The 15422-nt window shown below is 34.5% G+C and carries 14 protein-coding genes and 2 pseudogenes; 7 read left to right on the top strand and 9 right to left on the bottom strand.

Annotated elements, in window-relative coordinates; translation table 11 throughout:
* Window positions 1-127: 127 nt before the first annotated feature.
* The 3 genes from OOK89_RS00180 to dnaN all read left to right on the top strand — a co-directional run bounded on the left by OOK89_RS00180 (window position 128) and on the right by dnaN (window position 2792).
* Complete coding sequence (locus tag OOK89_RS00180) at window positions 128-1021, top strand: RNA polymerase factor sigma-32 (protein WP_041582625.1); 894 nt, start codon at window positions 128-130, stop codon at window positions 1019-1021.
* On the top strand, window positions 1014-1511 hold the full coding sequence (locus tag OOK89_RS00185) for an invasion associated locus B family protein (RefSeq protein ID WP_006279310.1): 498 nt from the start codon (window positions 1014-1016) through the stop codon (window positions 1509-1511). Before OOK89_RS00180 ends, OOK89_RS00185 begins: the two co-directional genes overlap by 8 nt.
* A gap of 123 nt (window positions 1512-1634) precedes the next feature.
* Entirely contained in the window at window positions 1635-2792 is a 1158-nt protein-coding gene (dnaN, locus tag OOK89_RS00190; protein WP_264719014.1) for a DNA polymerase III subunit beta, read from the top strand.
* An 88-nt stretch (window positions 2793-2880) separates the two neighbouring features.
* On the opposite strand, the gene truA is transcribed toward dnaN, so the two are convergent.
* A complete protein-coding gene (truA, locus tag OOK89_RS00195) occupies window positions 2881-3618 on the bottom strand; it encodes a tRNA pseudouridine(38-40) synthase TruA (protein WP_264719016.1) in 738 nt (245 codons plus the stop codon).
* Window positions 3619-3689: 71 nt separating this feature from the next.
* Window positions 3690-3812, bottom strand: a pseudogene (locus OOK89_RS00200) (IS630 transposase-related protein); the annotation flags it as partial.
* A 47-nt stretch (window positions 3813-3859) separates the two neighbouring features.
* On the opposite strand from OOK89_RS00200, the pseudogene OOK89_RS06550 reads away from it, so the two are divergent.
* A pseudogene (locus OOK89_RS06550) lies at window positions 3860-3958 on the top strand (IS5 family transposase); the annotation flags it as partial.
* Between the two features lie 138 nt (window positions 3959-4096).
* Here the strand turns inward: OOK89_RS06550 and OOK89_RS00205 are convergent.
* The 3 genes from OOK89_RS00205 to OOK89_RS00215 form a co-directional block, all read right to left on the bottom strand.
* Window positions 4097-4855 carry a cytochrome c1 gene (locus tag OOK89_RS00205; protein ID WP_264719292.1) on the bottom strand — a complete coding sequence of 253 codons (759 nt, stop codon included), beginning with the start codon at window positions 4853-4855 and terminating at the stop codon, window positions 4097-4099.
* 368 nt (window positions 4856-5223) lie between these two features.
* On the bottom strand, window positions 5224-6453 hold the full coding sequence (locus OOK89_RS00210) for a cytochrome b (RefSeq protein ID WP_006280242.1): 1230 nt from the start codon (window positions 6451-6453) through the stop codon (window positions 5224-5226).
* Between the two features lie 104 nt (window positions 6454-6557).
* Entirely contained in the window at window positions 6558-6728 is a 171-nt protein-coding gene (locus OOK89_RS00215; protein WP_010082675.1) for a J domain-containing protein, read from the bottom strand.
* A gap of 68 nt (window positions 6729-6796) precedes the next feature.
* On the opposite strand from OOK89_RS00215, the gene OOK89_RS00220 reads away from it, so the two are divergent.
* Window positions 6797-8326, top strand: a complete 1530-nt coding sequence (locus OOK89_RS00220; protein ID WP_264719018.1) for an N-acetylmuramoyl-L-alanine amidase — start codon at window positions 6797-6799, stop codon at window positions 8324-8326.
* Window positions 8327-8345: 19 nt separating this feature from the next.
* On the opposite strand, the gene OOK89_RS00225 is transcribed toward OOK89_RS00220, so the two are convergent.
* On the bottom strand, window positions 8346-8597 hold the full coding sequence (locus OOK89_RS00225; protein ID WP_264719019.1) for a J domain-containing protein: 252 nt from the start codon (window positions 8595-8597) through the stop codon (window positions 8346-8348).
* A gap of 169 nt (window positions 8598-8766) precedes the next feature.
* Between OOK89_RS00225 and OOK89_RS00230 the strand changes: the two genes are divergently transcribed.
* Both OOK89_RS00230 and hisS read left to right on the top strand, forming a co-directional pair.
* Window positions 8767-9339 carry a NifU family protein gene (locus OOK89_RS00230; RefSeq protein WP_264719293.1) on the top strand — a complete coding sequence of 191 codons (573 nt, stop codon included), beginning with the start codon at window positions 8767-8769 and terminating at the stop codon, window positions 9337-9339.
* Window positions 9336-10562 (top strand): histidine--tRNA ligase, encoded by a 1227-nt coding sequence (hisS, locus tag OOK89_RS00235; protein WP_264719021.1) that lies wholly within the window; start codon window positions 9336-9338, stop codon window positions 10560-10562. The genes OOK89_RS00230 and hisS overlap by 4 nt, the downstream gene beginning before the upstream one ends.
* A gap of 20 nt (window positions 10563-10582) precedes the next feature.
* Here the strand turns inward: hisS and surE are convergent, their stop codons facing one another.
* The 3 genes from surE to OOK89_RS00250 form a co-directional block, all read right to left on the bottom strand.
* Window positions 10583-11335: a 5'/3'-nucleotidase SurE gene (gene surE / locus OOK89_RS00240; protein WP_264719022.1), complete on the bottom strand. Its 753-nt coding sequence runs from the start codon at window positions 11333-11335 to the stop codon at window positions 10583-10585.
* 919 nt (window positions 11336-12254) lie between these two features.
* A complete protein-coding gene (gene ffh / locus OOK89_RS00245) occupies window positions 12255-13598 on the bottom strand; it encodes a signal recognition particle protein (protein ID WP_264719024.1) in 1344 nt (447 codons plus the stop codon).
* On the bottom strand, window positions 13583-15142 hold the full coding sequence (locus OOK89_RS00250) for a proton-conducting transporter transmembrane domain-containing protein (protein ID WP_264719025.1): 1560 nt from the start codon (window positions 15140-15142) through the stop codon (window positions 13583-13585). Before OOK89_RS00250 ends, ffh begins: the two co-directional genes overlap by 16 nt.
* Window positions 15143-15422 lie beyond the last annotated feature (280 nt).

The following is a 15422-nucleotide window of genomic DNA, read 5'->3' on the forward strand; positions in this document are numbered from 1 at the left end:
TAGCTAACACTGCGGCCTACTGTCTCCAAGAAATTAGATGGAAAATTTGTACTTTTTTCAAATCAAAGCTTGAATTTTTGCTGGAAAATCAATATATTATATGCATGAAGTTTTAATTTAAGTTGTTATGTTGACCTCAATGGCAAACTTATGTGTCGATAGCAGAACCAATCTCATGCAATATATTGCTAGGGTGCAAAAATTTCCTATGCTGTCTCAAGAGGAAGAGGTACGATTAGCAAAAAATTGGAACCAATATAAGGATGTTTCTTCTGCTCATAAATTGATTACCAGCCATTTGAATTTGGTAGTGAAAATTGCAATGAAATTCAAAAATTATGGACTATTGTTGATGGACCTGGTCATGGAAGGAAATATGGGTTTAATGCATGCAGTGAAAAAGTTTAATCCTGATTTAGGGTTTCGTTTTTCAACTTATGCGGTGTGGTGGATTGAAGCTTCAATAAAAGACTTTATATTGAAATCTTGGTCGTTTGTGAAAATAGGCACAACGCAAGCACAAAGAAGATTGTTTTTTAGTTTACGTAAAATAAAAAAAAGAATTTTACAGTATACAAACAGGGAAACCTTAAATAATGAAGAAATAAAAGCAATATCTAATGAGCTTTCTGTATCCGAAGGAGACGTTCTGCAGATGAATTACCGTATGGCTTGTAAGGATCAGTCGCTAAACGATTGCATAAAAATAGGTGATGACTCTAAAAGGGAGCTACAAGATATGATCCCATGTAACTTGGTTAGTCAAGAAGTAACCTATCAGAATCATGAAGAAAAAGAATTAAAAGAAGCAATTTTAAACAATGCACTAGCGAGCCTCAACGAAAGGGCAAGAGACATTTTTATCAGTAGATATTTGTCTGAAAACATTCAAACTCTGGATGAACTTAGTAAAAAATATTGTGTTTCAAGAGAAAGAATAAGGCAGTTGGCTGAGCAGGCGATGGCTAAGGTAAAACAATATATACAATCTGAAAGTTTGAAATTTTGTTTGCATGCGTAGTTTTTTTATATTTCTAATATTTTTTTCGATAGGCGCTTTTGCATCGGTTAGTGATGTACAATTGAAGGAAAAATATAAAGATTGGCTCGTGTATACTGCATTGGAAGATGGAGAGAAAGTATGTTATATTGTATCCTATCCTAAAAAAAAAAGCGAATATTATACAACCAATCGCAAGCCGTATGTAATGGTTAGTTATGTTGATAAAAAAGCAGATGAGGTAAGCGTTACCTCTGGTTTTCAGTATGATAAGGAGCCTGTAGCTCTCAATATCGACAAAAAAATTAAATATACACTGCCCATAATACAGGGAAGTTTTGCGTGGGCAGAGCATACAAAAATAGATCAAGATCTCATTCTAAAAATGAAGCAGGGATTATCAATGGTAGTTAATGGAAAAACAAAAACAGTGACCATTGATGATACTTATTCCCTACTTGGTTTTCAAAAAGCGTATCAAAAAATGCATGATTTATGCCATACAAAGTAAATTATTGTAACAGAATACCCAGCTATAGTATAAACTAGACTACTCTTTCAATGGAAATATAAATAGCACTTTACTTTATATGGGATGTGGATATCATTTAAAATATATTTTTGAGAGTTAGCAATGTCAGAGGTTGCAGGTGTAGATACAGAAATCAAAAAGCAAAATTCTGTGTGCGAGCAGATGCGTTTTAGCGTGAGCCGCACAAGTCTTTTAAATACATTATCCAGAGTAAGTGGAGTGGTTGAAAGGCGTAATGCAATAGATGTTTTGGCGTGTATAAATATCAAAGCACAACACGGCAGCATAAAATTAATGGCAACTGATCTTGACATTTCAATGTTTGCCTCACTTGCTGCAACCGTATTAACAGAAGGAGAAGTAAAAATTTCAGCGCATACTTTACATGACATAGTGAAGAAGTTACCCGCTGATTTGGATGTCAATTTTGAAGTAAACAACCAAGGAAAATTATTGATGTCTTGCGGAAATGCAAACTTTTCTTTACCGAATGTAGTTTCAAGCAGCTTTCCTGCTCTTGAAGAAGACAATTATAAACATGATTTTATTCTACTAAATACGGACCTGATAGACTTATTAACTAAAACAAAATTTGCTGTATCACTAGATGATACAAGGTATAATTTAAATGGAATATATCTACATACAGATGAGCAGTTTCTGTACTGCGTTGCAACTGATGGCCATCGTTTATCATGTATAAAGAGGCCAAAGCCTGGGAACATCAATGGCGAATTTGGTGTGATCATTCCACGTAAAACTGTTATGGAGCTGTTAAAAATATTGGACGATTGTAATGAAATTAATGTAAAACTCTCAGACAGAAAAATCAAGTTTACATGCGGTGAATATATTCTAATATCAAAATTAATAGATGGAACTTTTCCAAATTATAAAGCAGTTATTCCAGCATCTCAAGATAAGCATATGATTATTGAAAGTAAAAAACTTTCAGATGTTATAGATCGAGTTTCCGTTGTTGTATCTGATAAAGTAAAATCTATTAAATTCTCACTACAAGAAAAGCTGCTAACTCTGCATTCAAACTCCCAAGAGTGCAGTGATGCAACTGAATCCATAGAAGTGGACTACAATGAAGCCCCTATAGAAATAGGGTTCAACTCGCGTTATTTGCTTGATGTTCTATCTTGCATAAAAAATAAATGTAAGTTTAGCTTAGCCGATGGTAATAGTGCTACAATTATCACTGATGAAGATGATTCAAGTGTATTATATGTAGTGATGCCAATGAGAACTTAAACTCGTCATCTCGCTGCTTGTTAGCGAGATCTGGAGATACTGCGGCGGTATGGCACTTATTTCACTAAGAACGTTACTTTTTATTAAATTAGTAATCTATCTTTACCAAATACAAGCCAAAAGGCGGCGCGGTAACCCCAGCAGCACTTCTTTTGCATTGGCTTAATATATGTAGCATTTCTTGCGGATTGGTTCTATTTTTTCCAAATTCAACTAAAGTACCCGCAATAATCCTCACTTGGTTATGTAAAAAGGAAATAGCAGATATTTTGATGTGTATATGATTCCCGTTTTGTACTATATCGATATCATCAATTGTTCTTATCGGATTTGCGGCGTGACAATCTTTTGAACGGAAACTTGAAAGGTCATGTTTTCCAAGTAGATGTTTAGCAGCTTCACGCATAATATTTACATCAAGTGGACTAAACACTTGCCATACATAACCTGTCTCCAGAGCGGCAGGAGCATAGCGATTAACTATTCTGTATTCGTAATATCTTTTTTTTGCTGAAAACCGTGCGTGAAACGCATCATCTACAACTTCTACATTGAGCACGACTATAGGAATTGATTTTAAATGATAATTTATTGCATTTCTTATTCTATAAAGCTCAAATTCCTTTTCCATATCAAAATGAGCAACTTGTCCTAAAGCATGAACCCCTGCATCAGTCCTGCCACCACAGTACAAGGCAATTTTCTCACCACTAAAATTAAATATAGCATTTTCTATCTTCTCCTGGATTGAGTTAGCAGAGTGTTGCTGTTTTTGCCAACCAGAGAAATTACTACCATTATATTCTACCGTTATTTTGTATCGCACTGCATTACATCAAGCTCTATCTAAAATAGTCATTTTCTATCTTAACATAATTTATGGTCAAGCCTACAGTGCTGCCACTCCCATAAAGTAGTTCGTCCAATCTTAAATCTTGCTGCCACTGCTTCTCTGCTTTCTCCTTCGTCTAGCGCCTCCATTGCTTTTTTTCTTAAATCATAACTATATGCTGCTGGCATTCAACCTCCTTATCATTATCTATCCTTATCACATCCGGACTTCTATGAAAAGAGCTATAAATCGTGAAAAAGAACTGCTCATTAAGTGCTATTTGCTTAATAAATTTACTGACATTGGTATGGCTAAATTCGAAATGGCTACATGAATTTATCGTAAATTATTACCGTATAAGGTACGATGCGACAAAGCCATCCCAGTGTCAGCTACTCGAATGACACCGTCATAAAGGAACCAGTGTTAGCTACTTGGATGACAACCATTGTGCTTGAGGCAAAATTGACTATCACTTCTTTTTATAGAGCTTGCTCCAAACTTTGTTGTTAGTTAATACAAAAAACACTGTTAAAATTATAAAATACGCCACTACTTTTAATCCAAGTTTATGCCGGCGCTCTAATTCTGGCTCTGCTGCCCATTGTAAAAAATTTATCACATCATACGCCATATTTTCAACTGTGGCTTGCCTTGCACCATCATATTCCACCATTCCTTCAGAAAGTGGTGGCGCCATAGCTAATCTGCCTGTTGGAAAATACGAATTAAAATATAAATCATTTTCATCGTGTTCGCCGTTTTGATAGCCTGTTAACAATGAATAGACATAATTTGCACCATCATGCCTTGCTTTAATAATTAATGATAAGTCTGGTGGGACTGCACCATTGTTGCTTGCTGCAGCTGCTTCTTTTGTATCAAAAGGCGCAATAAAATAATCCGAAGGTACTCCAGGTCTGTCAAACATTTCACCCAAATCATTCGGACCATCTTTAACTTGATAAGAAGCTGCTATTTGTTTTACATCTTCTTCAGAAAAACCGACATCTTGCAAATTACGAAATGCTACCCTATTCATTGAATGACAAGCAGCACAGACTTCTTTATACACTTTATAGCCACGCTGAATTGACTCTCTATCGAAAGATCCGACAATTCCATCAAATTTCCAGTCTATTTTCTTATTTGGTGATGATTTAAATTCTTCTGCAGATATAAGACTAGATAGAAGTAACATGCAGAAGATTGCAAATACATTAGATCCCATGCATAACCACTGTTTTAGTAAATTTCGAATTGATGTCATGCAAGTAGCTGACACTGGAATCCAGCTTATTTCATCACTGACATTATGGTTATCATGCACTCCTAGAATCTGTTGTCCATTGCATGATTTGTAAGTATTTTTATATCTGGATCCCAGTGTCAAGCACTGGGATGACAACGGAAGATAGTGGAATGACACTGTGTGTTGTATACAACGTTCATACAATTGTGTACATGATGCTGGAATCCATTTATTTTTTTTCTGGATCCCAGTGTCAAGTACTGGGATGACAAAAGAGGGCTCTGGGATGACAGAAGAGAGCTCTGGGATGACAGAGAATTTTGTAAGAGATCTGCTTTGAATTGACATCACCTCATCTCCGGCACAGAATCACTTAAGGTTTTTGGTGGTTCTTTTGGCTTTTCATACTTACTAAGCAGTGGTAAAACTATCACAAAGTATGCAAAGTAATAAAGAGTAGATAGCCTACTCATAGTGATGTAAGGCTCTTTTACCTCTTGTCCTCCAAGCCAGGCAAGAAGTACAAAATTTATTGCAAAAACCCAAAAAAATTTCTTAAACACCGGGCGATAAGCACCACTTTTAACTTTTGATTTATCAAGCCAAGGTAACAAAAACCACACTAAAATAGACGCAAACATGGTAAGCACACCAGTAAGTTTATCTGGAATTGAACGTAGCATTGCATAAAAAGGTAAAAAATACCACTCTGGCACTATATGTACCGGAGTGACCATAGAATCAGCTTCTATATAATTGTCTGGATGCCCAAGATAATTGGGAGCATAGAAAACAAATGCGAACAAAACTACAAAAAACAGACCAAAAGTTATGCAATCCTTGACTATATAATAAGGATAAAGAGGGATGGTATCCTTATCTGATTTTACCTCCACTCCACTTGGGTTACCAGAGCCAAACCTATGCAGAGCTATCACATGAAGCATAGCTAAAGCAATAATAACAAAAGGCAGAAGATAATGCAGAGCGAAAAAACGGTTAAGTGTTGGGTTATCCACTGAAAAACCACCCCATAACCATATAACTATTTTATTGCCAATTAAAGGTATAGCAGAAAATAAGTTGGTTATAACTGTTGCACCCCAGAAACTCATTTGTCCCCAAGGCAATACATATCCCATAAAGGCAGTTGCCATCATTGCAAAAAATATAAATATTCCAATAAACCACACCATCTCTCTCGGTCTTTTATAAGATCCGTAATATAATCCACGCATTATATGAACATAGACTACCATAAAGAAGAGCGATGCTCCAACAGCGTGAGTGTAGCGTATTAACCACCCGTAATTCACATCTCGCATTATGCGCTCTACACTATTAAACGCATAATCAACATGCGGAGTGTAGTGCATAGCAAGAAATATACCTGTTATTATTTGTAAAATCAGCGCTATACCAGCCAAAGAGCCAAAGTTCCAAGCATAATTTAAGTTTTTTGGCACTTGGTAAGAAGCAGTGTGTCTTAGAAAAGAAAATATAGGCAATCTATATTCTATCCATCCTAATATGCCTTTTTCTTCTTTTATTGTTTCTTTTTTGTTATCTTCCTGCATAACTTAAACCTTTCTGAACACATGTCCATTGCTACTTTTATCTTATTTTTTTATTGTAGCAACTTATCCTTTACGCACAAATAAAAACTTTAAAGCAATATTAATTACCTCTTCAGCAACCTGTCACGTGCTGCGTTTAATTTTTGTGCAAAATATTCCGAGCCTCCTTTATCTGGGTGAACTAATTTCATTAAATTTTGATATGCTTTATTGATTTCATTTTGGTTCGCTCCAGAATCTATTCCTAGCACTTTAAATGCTCCATCTCTGAACATGTTACTACTACCAGACTAGTATGATTTTGTCTTGTAAATTTATTCAACAACCCTATTCTAACTATAGAATGAAAAATTATCTACAAAGTGTTTATAAAGATGGTATGAAAATCCAACTATCTAAAGTTAACAAATATTTATTAGTTTTACTGATTACTGTCTCAGCATTTCTCATATCTGGGCAAGTATCCAGTTCAAGCAGTATCGAGAATGATTTCCAAGATTTACAAGAAAAATTACCATTATTGAAAGATCAGGATTTGTTATTTTTAGATCCAACTTCAGCTTTAAATTATGGTGATAGAGCCGGTGAAAAAGTGTTAATGGTTATAGTTCACCATACTGAAACATCAACATTAAAAGGTACAAAAGATACGCTGAATGCTAGAGGATTGTCAGTTCATTTTATTGTCGATAGGGACGGCAGCGTTACCTTAATGGTTCCATTAGAGAAAGAAGCATGGCATGCTGGTATTAGTTATGCAAGAGTTAAGATAAATAGCAAGCTTGAAGAGCTACGGAAGCTTAACAACTATTCTGTAGGTATTGAAATTGTAAACACAGGACTTGAGCCTTTTCCGGAAGAGCAAATGAGGTCCGTTAAAGAGCTGATTTTATACCTTATGGAGCGTTTTAAAATTAAAAGGGATATGATATTTAGTCATTCTGAAATAGGAACTATAGTGTATGATCCAGAGCTTGGCTATACAATGCGTAAACCAGATCCACACAAATTGTTTGATTGGGAGTTATTAGAGAAAAATGAAATTGGATTGCACATAAGTGACAGAATAAACCCTAAAGATGCTAAACACAAAATGGGCAAAACATTGTATAAAGCAGGTGATAGAAATGAAGGTATTTTGAAATTAAAACAAAGGCTGAACAGATTTTTCTATAAGATAGAACCTTGGAATGATAAGAAAGGTAATGTAATTTTTCCTGATAATAATGCTGATTACTCAGATGAGTTTGATGAGAATTTTGTATGGGTTATTTATCAGTTTTCAATACATAATTTACCAAGAGAAATTAGAAAAGATCTACCTCTTAAACTAGAACAAGCAGATATATTTCCTGAATTCTTTAGTGAATATAGTCATGGCATTTCTTCTAGTTATCTAACCTTTAGTGAAAAAATTAAATCGACTCTACAACCATGTTTAAGCAAAGTAGATTATGAGAATTTATTATCTTCTCTTGCACAATATGAGAATAACATTTCTCCTGATGCATCTACCACTTTAATGTACAAAATTAAGTTATACTATGATTCTTATTTAAGATATCGCATATGGTCTTCACTCTGTGAACCATTTAAGCTTAATGTATTGGAAGAGTTAGACATTTTAAAGAGTGGAGTGTTATCTTTAAAATCACTAGATAGCTCTAAAGCTGCAGAAGTTTCCAGTTTAATTGATAGCTTTAAAGTAGATATTTCTTTAGAATTTCAGGGTTTTGAAAAACAGTGGTTTCAGGAGTTTAAGAATGCTTGGAGACAAGAATTTATACCTTCCCTGGAAGAACAGATAACATGGACTGCGCTACATGAAGCAATATTGGAGTATTTAGAAAAAGCAAAGGAAGAAATTTGTTAAACGAAAACTTTTTTTAAGATCATTTTTTCAGCAACCTATCACGTGCTGCGTTTAATTTTTGTGCAAAATATTCCGAGCCTCCCTTATCTGGGTGAACTAATTTCATTAAATTTTGATATGCTTTATTGATTTCATTTTGACTTGCTTCAGGATTCAGCCCCAGTATCTTTAATGCTTCATCTTTGGATATGTTGTCACCAGTGTAATTTTCAGTATAACTTCTACTGCTATTAAATTCGTTCAAAAACTTACTCAATATAGAGTTCATCATGAAACTTATGTTATTTTTTTTTGTCAGGAAAAGAAAAAATACAACAACGCTAGGCAAAATAAATATAATTACTATGAATACTAAAAAAAGAAAAAAGATGAATGACATGTATATTTTTTTATCATTTTATGATTAAATAGTAACAATTATAATCGTCATGGTAAATAACATGTTCATCCAGATTGAAGAAACACCAAATCCAAATACACTGAAATTTCTCCCTGGATTTGCAATTCTAAACGAAGGAGAAACGGCTGATTTTTCAAATGCAGATGAAATAAAAAACTCCAAGTTAGCAGCAAATCTTTTTCAAATAGAACATGTGGTAAGAGTGTTTTTTGGTCATGATTTTATTTCAGTAACAAAATTGGGTGGAATTAATTGGGATACACTAAAAGTAGAAATTTTAACTACAATCATGGATCACTTTACTTCAGGTGGAAAAGCGCTAAATAAAGAAGGAGTGAATGATAATAACATACCAAATGAGGAATTTTTTGATGAAAGTGATATAGAAATTGTAAATAGAATAAAAGAATTGATGGAAAGTTATATCAAACCTGCAGTTGCTCAAGATGGTGGCGATATCAAATTTCGTGGCTATAAAGATGGAATAGTTTATGTTGAATTACAAGGAGCTTGCTCTGGATGCCCAAGTGCTGCAATTACTTTAAAGCAAGGAGTGCAGAATATGCTGAGCTACCACATACCAGAGGTTGCAGGTATAGAGACCACACTATGACTAATCAAACAGTTAGAGGAACGAAAGACCTTCTATTTGATGAGTGGTATAAGTTTAAATACATTCAGCAAACAGCAAATAGAATCTCAAGTCTATACGGCTTTTTGCCCGCCCAAACTCCAATATTTGAGTACACGGAGGTTTTTACAAAAACTTTAGGTGATAGCTCAGATATCATCACTAAAGAGATGTATAGCTTCAATGATAAAGGGGGAAAGAGCATAACTTTACGTCCTGAGTTCACTGCAGCGATTGTCAGGCTATTAATTGAAAAAAAACTGCAAACGCCGATAAAATTATTTTCAACAGGGCCTGCATTTCGTTACGAAAGACCGCAAAAGGGAAGACAAAGGCAATTTCATCAGATAAATTTTGAGGTTTTTGGCATAGAAGATCCAAAAGCTGATATTGAATTGATATCACTCGCTCAGCATTTACTAACTGAATTTGGCATCAATAAAAATGTAAAGCTGGAAATCAACTCTTTAGGTGATGGTGAGACAATAACTAAGTATAGAGAAGCTTTGATCTTATACTTTACAAAGTATCAAAATGATCTATCAGAAGATAGCAAAAATAGGTTGATCAAAAATCCACTCAGAATACTGGATTCCAAGGATGAGAAAGATAAATCAATAATTTCTGATGCGCCTAAAATCAGCAATTATTATACGAAAGAGTCCTCAGATTTCTTTGAACAAATACTAAATGGATTAACAATTCTTGATATACCTTATACCGTAAACAATAAACTAGTTCGAGGTTTGGATTATTATTGCCACACAGTGTTTGAATTTGTTACAGAGGATTTAGGTGCACAAGGGGCAGTTTTTGCCGGTGGAAGATACGATAATCTAGTATCTTCAGTGGGTGGAAAACACACTCCAGCGATAGGATTTGCAGGGGGTATTGAACGCATAATGGAGTTAATCAATTATTCTCCGAAAGAAGAGCGACCTATTTACCTAATTCCAATCGGTAGAGAGGTTGAAGAATATACCCTAACACTTGCGAATGAATTGCGCAGAAATGGTTTATATGTAATCTATGAATATAGCGGAACGCTCAGAACCCGAATGAAAAAAGCAAATCAAGCAAATGCTAAAGCTGCTTTAATCTTTGGCGATGAAGAATTGAGTAGTAAAACTTTAAAGATTAAAAACATGGATACAGGTGAAGAAAAAATAATTGCTCGCGATAACACAATAGAAAATATCTATTAGGAGCAATGCAAATGTTTTTCTCAGTCAGCTATAGAAGAAAATTCGTCTGCACAAGAATTTTTCATAGTATTCAAAGTATCATAATCTGTAAAATCTAATTTTACCGGTGTAATAGTAATAAATCCTTCTTTTATTTTATTTATACTACCACTGCCTGAGTGCTCTCGAGACCAATTTAAGCTAAAAGAGCCATTCGAATTTTCAGTAAAAGTTAAATCCCCATCAATGTTATATTCACCTTGTTCAGCAAATTCTACTCCTTTTACTTTTTCCGTAGCAGGAAAATTTACACTCATCACTATGTTTTTAGGCCAACCAACCTTAACTAGCTTGGCAATAACCTTTGGTGCAAAAACCTTTGTATTGTGCCAGTCTATTTTATCATGATAAACTTGGCTTAGCGCAATAGAAGGTATAGACCTTGCAGCACCTTCCATTACAGCACCAATTGTTCCTGAATAACAAATATCGTCCCCGACATTTGATCCAATATTTACTCCGGACAATATTAAGTCTGGTTTTTTATTCATAACTTTATTTAGCGCAATAATGACACAATCTGCAGGAGTACCAGACACACTAAATTCCCTTTCACTATGTTGGTTTATTCCAATAGATTGTTTCACTGGATAATCAAGAGATCTTGCAGCCCCGCTTCTATCAGTATCTGGTGCCACTATCCATATTTCTGACGCAAAATTCCGTGCAATCTCTTTGAGTAATTTTATTCCTTCACTTCCAAAACCATCATCGTTTGTTATTAATATTATCATATACAATACTCAGCTATACAGCTCCAAATTATGTAAACCACTGGCTGTAAATAAACTCATGAGGCTTTAAGTTTCTTTGCATAACTACGAACTGTAACAAAGAACCTGCTGTAAATCAATAGATTTCTTGCACAGGCCATAACTGTCATTACAATAGAAACGAAAAAACTTACTTGACAAACTCCGCCAGCCCCCTTATCATGAAACTGAAGCTATTGTATTTGCTTTCGCCAATCTGCAGATTAAAAGGTAAGGATTACTTAATGTATCGGCGTCTTATGTTCAATTTTTTGCAGTATATAGATACTGTATGTCTTTACAAAACTTCATCTACATCTAGATTTTTATCTAAATAAGCTGAACGCGCTTATAAAGCGTTACAAGACATCAAAAAATGCCAATACTCGACAGAGATAGTAAAAGACTAGCTAACTCGGGGATTCTTTGTCTTTTTTTCTGCTTAGTAAATTTCTTAAACATTTGCAGCGTAGGTTAGTTGCAATTAAAAGCAGCTAAATCTTGCTTGTCAAGCGTTTAAAACATAAAAAACGCCAATATTTTAAAGCAGATAATAACCCTAGGGCTTCTTTTGCCTTTTTTTTCATTTGGTAAATTTCTTAAACATTTATAGCTACCGTCATCCCGCTGCTTGTTAGCGGCTGAGATACCGCGAATGAATCGCGGTATGACGTGTTGAAACAATCCGATAAGGTAAGCCTCGTCATCCAGCTACGTGTTAGCGGAATCTAGAGATACCGCGGCGGTATGACGTGTTGCTTGGGTCAGCTATAGTATTTCTTAAAATTAATAATAAATTTCTTGGCTAGCAAGAAGCTGTAAATTTTTTTGCGAGACCTAAGCCGCTTTTGATATAGCTAAAGGTTTACTGATGATTTGTCTCATTCCACTACCTGCTGACTTACTTTCTGCTTAGCATATCCATCAAATCAGATTCTTTGAGTTTACTATGGTCAACTTTACTGAACTTATTTACCATAGAGCTCATTTGATTATACTGCTTAATTAGAAGATTAATGTCAGTTACAGTTGTTCCGGACCCCTTAGAAATTCTAAGTCTTCTTTTGCCATTTAAAATATCTGGATTTTGCCTTTCTTTTTCGGTCATTGAGTTTATGATGGCTATATATTTTTTCACTTTATTGTCATCTGGCACACTGCTACTTAGCTTTTTTGTAAATGAACTAGGAATGAATTTCATTATGTTGCTAATGCCATCCATTTTACTCAGAGTTTTTAACATTCCCACTAGGTCGTTTAGGTCGAATTTACCTTTTTTCACTTTCTTTTGTAACTTATCAATTTCTTCCTGACCAACAATCTCAGCAGCTTTTTCAACCAATGAGACAACATCACCCATGCTAAGTATTCTTTTTGCAATTCTATCTGGATAAAAATCATCGAGGTCACTTAATTTTTCACCACAAGCAATAAATTTAATTGGACAATCGGCGATCATTTTCATAGAAAGAGCAGCACCACCACGTGCATCACCATCAACACGGGTAAGAATAATGCCGGTTACACCTATTACCTCATTGAATGATTTGGCAATGTTGACCGCATCCTGGCCTATCATTGCGTCGGCTACTAAAATAACTTCTGCAGGTGAAGCTATTTCCTTTACGGCTTTCAACTCATTCATCATATTATTGTCAATATGAAGCCTGCCTGCAGTGTCTAGTATTAATACATCATAATTATCGTTCTTTGCTGCTGCCAGTGCCCTTTTTGTAATTGTAATAGGCTCCTCATTTATTACTATAGATAAAGTTTGTACGTCTATTTGTTTACCCAGCACCTCAAGTTGTTTCTGGGCAGCCGGCCTATAAATGTCTAAAGAGGCAAGCATCACTTTTTTCTTTTGCTTTTTTAGCTTTAAAGCAAGCTTTCCTGAGGTGGTTGTTTTACCTGCACCTTGTAAGCCCACCATCATAATCACAGCAGGGGGTTTAACTGCTAGATTTAAGTCACTTTTCTCTGATCCGAGAACTGCAACTAAATTATCCTGCACAATTTTGATTATCATTTGTGCTGGAGAAACGCTTTTTATGACTTTTTCCCCAATCACTTTATCTTTAATGTCATTGATGAATTTTTTTGCAACTTCAAGTGAAACGTCAGCTTCAATTAAAGCTATACGTATTTCACGCATGGCAAGATTAAAATCATCTTCAGAAATGATTGACTTTCCTCTTAGTTTACTAAATACAGAATTTAAACTTTCGGTTAACGACTTAAACATAATAGCATTAGTAGAATACTCATTAAAAAGAGAGAAGAAGCTGAAACAAAACTCACTGAGTTATAACTCAGCACTTCCTTAAGTTTAGTAATATTATCAAAGTATAAACTAGTAAGTGAATTAGTCAAGTTTTGCAGTACGTTGGCAGACATTTCTCTCACTTTAAAGACCAATTGATTGAACAGCAAGATAATATAGGGTATGAAAGCTCTAAAAATCCAATCAACATCCATTTTAAAATTTACTCTCGGGTAAAATAACTTGCGTAAAGGAATAAACAATAAAGTGGTACATAGTAATAAATTAAATTGCGACAAAATATTTTTTGTGTTGTACGCAAGATTAAAAATTGAAGGCTTATTGTAAATAGGTAAGTAAGGATTGCCAGCAATAACGCACATAAATGCTAAAATAATCATAGTCATTTTTCCTCCCCCCTCTGCTAAAGGTTTTGACTTACTTTTCGCAATAAATAAATAATAAAGAAACTTGAGCCCCACGCTTAAATAAAGCAGCAAATTTAGAGTCTTGTATAAGTTTTTATACACTTCTAAATTAGCACCACTTGCTTCAATCTCGGCTGTAATATATGATTTGCTAATAAATCCAGCGGTTCCAGGAAATGCAGCCATTGTAAGTATTGCGATTATAGCACACATGCCTTCCACTGACATCAGTTTGCCTACTCCATTAAAACTAATTGTTTTTGTTCGTGAAATAATCGAATTGCTGACCACAAACAATAATGATTGATAAACAAGAGAGAAGATTATATGCAGTATCAAAATTGGTATTGCTTTTTCCGAAGGGCTGAGTAAACCTCCTGCAATAATCAGCAAGCCCATTTGTCCTACAACGTTATAGCATAAAAATCTACGAATATTTTGCTCGAGAGAAGCAAATATAATGCTGTAAATTGCAGTGATGGTGCCTACAAGTGCTAACATTTCAGCACAATTTTGCCATAGGTTATAAGTGTGTAAAAGCATCACTAAAAAAGAGACTTTAGTGGTAAATAAAGAGAGATATGTAGTGCCATATAGCGATGCAGCAGGATATGCATCAACAACCCAAAACGAAAAAGGAAAACAAGCGCAGTTTATCAATAAACCCAAAATTATCAGGTTAGTGCTTTGAAGTGCCAATCCTGCTATTAATATAACTCCAACGAAAAAGTGTACACAAGCGTACCTTATTGCAGGTCCACTATCTCTACAGCTAGCTGCGATAATAAAAAATGCACTGACGGTCATTAATTCACAGAATATTGTAACCAATATTATCTGCTTAGATAATATTGCACTGAGTGAACTGATAGTGTAAGCAGCAAAAGATAGCATTTCTGAAAAGCTTAAATTTTTTGCTGATAGAACAATTAAAAATGCAACCGATAAAAAAGATATTAGTATGATACGAAAAGATAAATCAAAATCTAGAATTGGGAGAGACCAATTTACTGCAATGCTCAAATTTTCGGGTAACTTTAGGACTATAACTATTAATACAGTCAGTAGAAGTAACAGTGACGATTTATAAAGTTGCACAATAATTTAAACCAATATGGTTTATGCTATCTCAATATGTAAATAAAATCAATTTGCATATTAACCACTAATTAAACTAATTATCATATAATTATATCAGAGTTTAGAGGGTTATAGAGAAACCGGTCAGATTAGGTTTTTAATCTAATCTGACCGATAGCTTTAATAGTGAGGTAAGCTTTAATATAGCACTCCTAATTCATAACGCTACACTCGTGCATAATTTATTTTTAATTTGTGCACGAGCGTTAGTAAATTATTTACTTTTTGAAATAAAATT

The organism is Wolbachia endosymbiont (group A) of Lasioglossum morio (assembly GCF_947250585.1).
Taxonomy (GTDB): domain Bacteria; phylum Pseudomonadota; class Alphaproteobacteria; order Rickettsiales; family Anaplasmataceae; genus Wolbachia; species Wolbachia pipientis.

Bases quoted from the DNA above. Each gene is read 5' to 3' on its own strand.
- OOK89_RS00180 (WP_041582625.1), top strand. From the start codon at position 128: ATGTTGACCTCAATGGCAAACTTATGTGTCGATAGCAGAACCAATCTC.
- OOK89_RS00185 (WP_006279310.1), top strand. From the start codon at position 1,014: ATGCGTAGTTTTTTTATATTTCTAATATTTTTTTCGATAGGCGCTTTT.
- dnaN (WP_264719014.1), top strand. From the start codon at position 1,635: ATGTCAGAGGTTGCAGGTGTAGATACAGAAATCAAAAAGCAAAATTCT.
- OOK89_RS00205 (WP_264719292.1), bottom strand. From the start codon at position 4,855: ATGGGATCTAATGTATTTGCAATCTTCTGCATGTTACTTCTATCTAGT.
- OOK89_RS00210 (WP_006280242.1), bottom strand. From the start codon at position 6,453: ATGCAGGAAGATAACAAAAAAGAAACAATAAAAGAAGAAAAAGGCATA.
- OOK89_RS00215 (WP_010082675.1), bottom strand. From the start codon at position 6,728: ATGTTCAGAGATGGAGCATTTAAAGTGCTAGGAATAGATTCTGGAGCG.
- OOK89_RS00220 (WP_264719018.1), top strand. From the start codon at position 6,797: ATGAAAAATTATCTACAAAGTGTTTATAAAGATGGTATGAAAATCCAA.
- OOK89_RS00225 (WP_264719019.1), bottom strand. From the start codon at position 8,597: ATGATGAACTCTATATTGAGTAAGTTTTTGAACGAATTTAATAGCAGT.
- OOK89_RS00230 (WP_264719293.1), top strand. From the start codon at position 8,767: ATGTTCATCCAGATTGAAGAAACACCAAATCCAAATACACTGAAATTT.
- hisS (WP_264719021.1), top strand. From the start codon at position 9,336: ATGACTAATCAAACAGTTAGAGGAACGAAAGACCTTCTATTTGATGAG.
- surE (WP_264719022.1), bottom strand. From the start codon at position 11,335: ATGATAATATTAATAACAAACGATGATGGTTTTGGAAGTGAAGGAATA.
- ffh (WP_264719024.1), bottom strand. From the start codon at position 13,598: ATGTTTAAGTCGTTAACCGAAAGTTTAAATTCTGTATTTAGTAAACTA.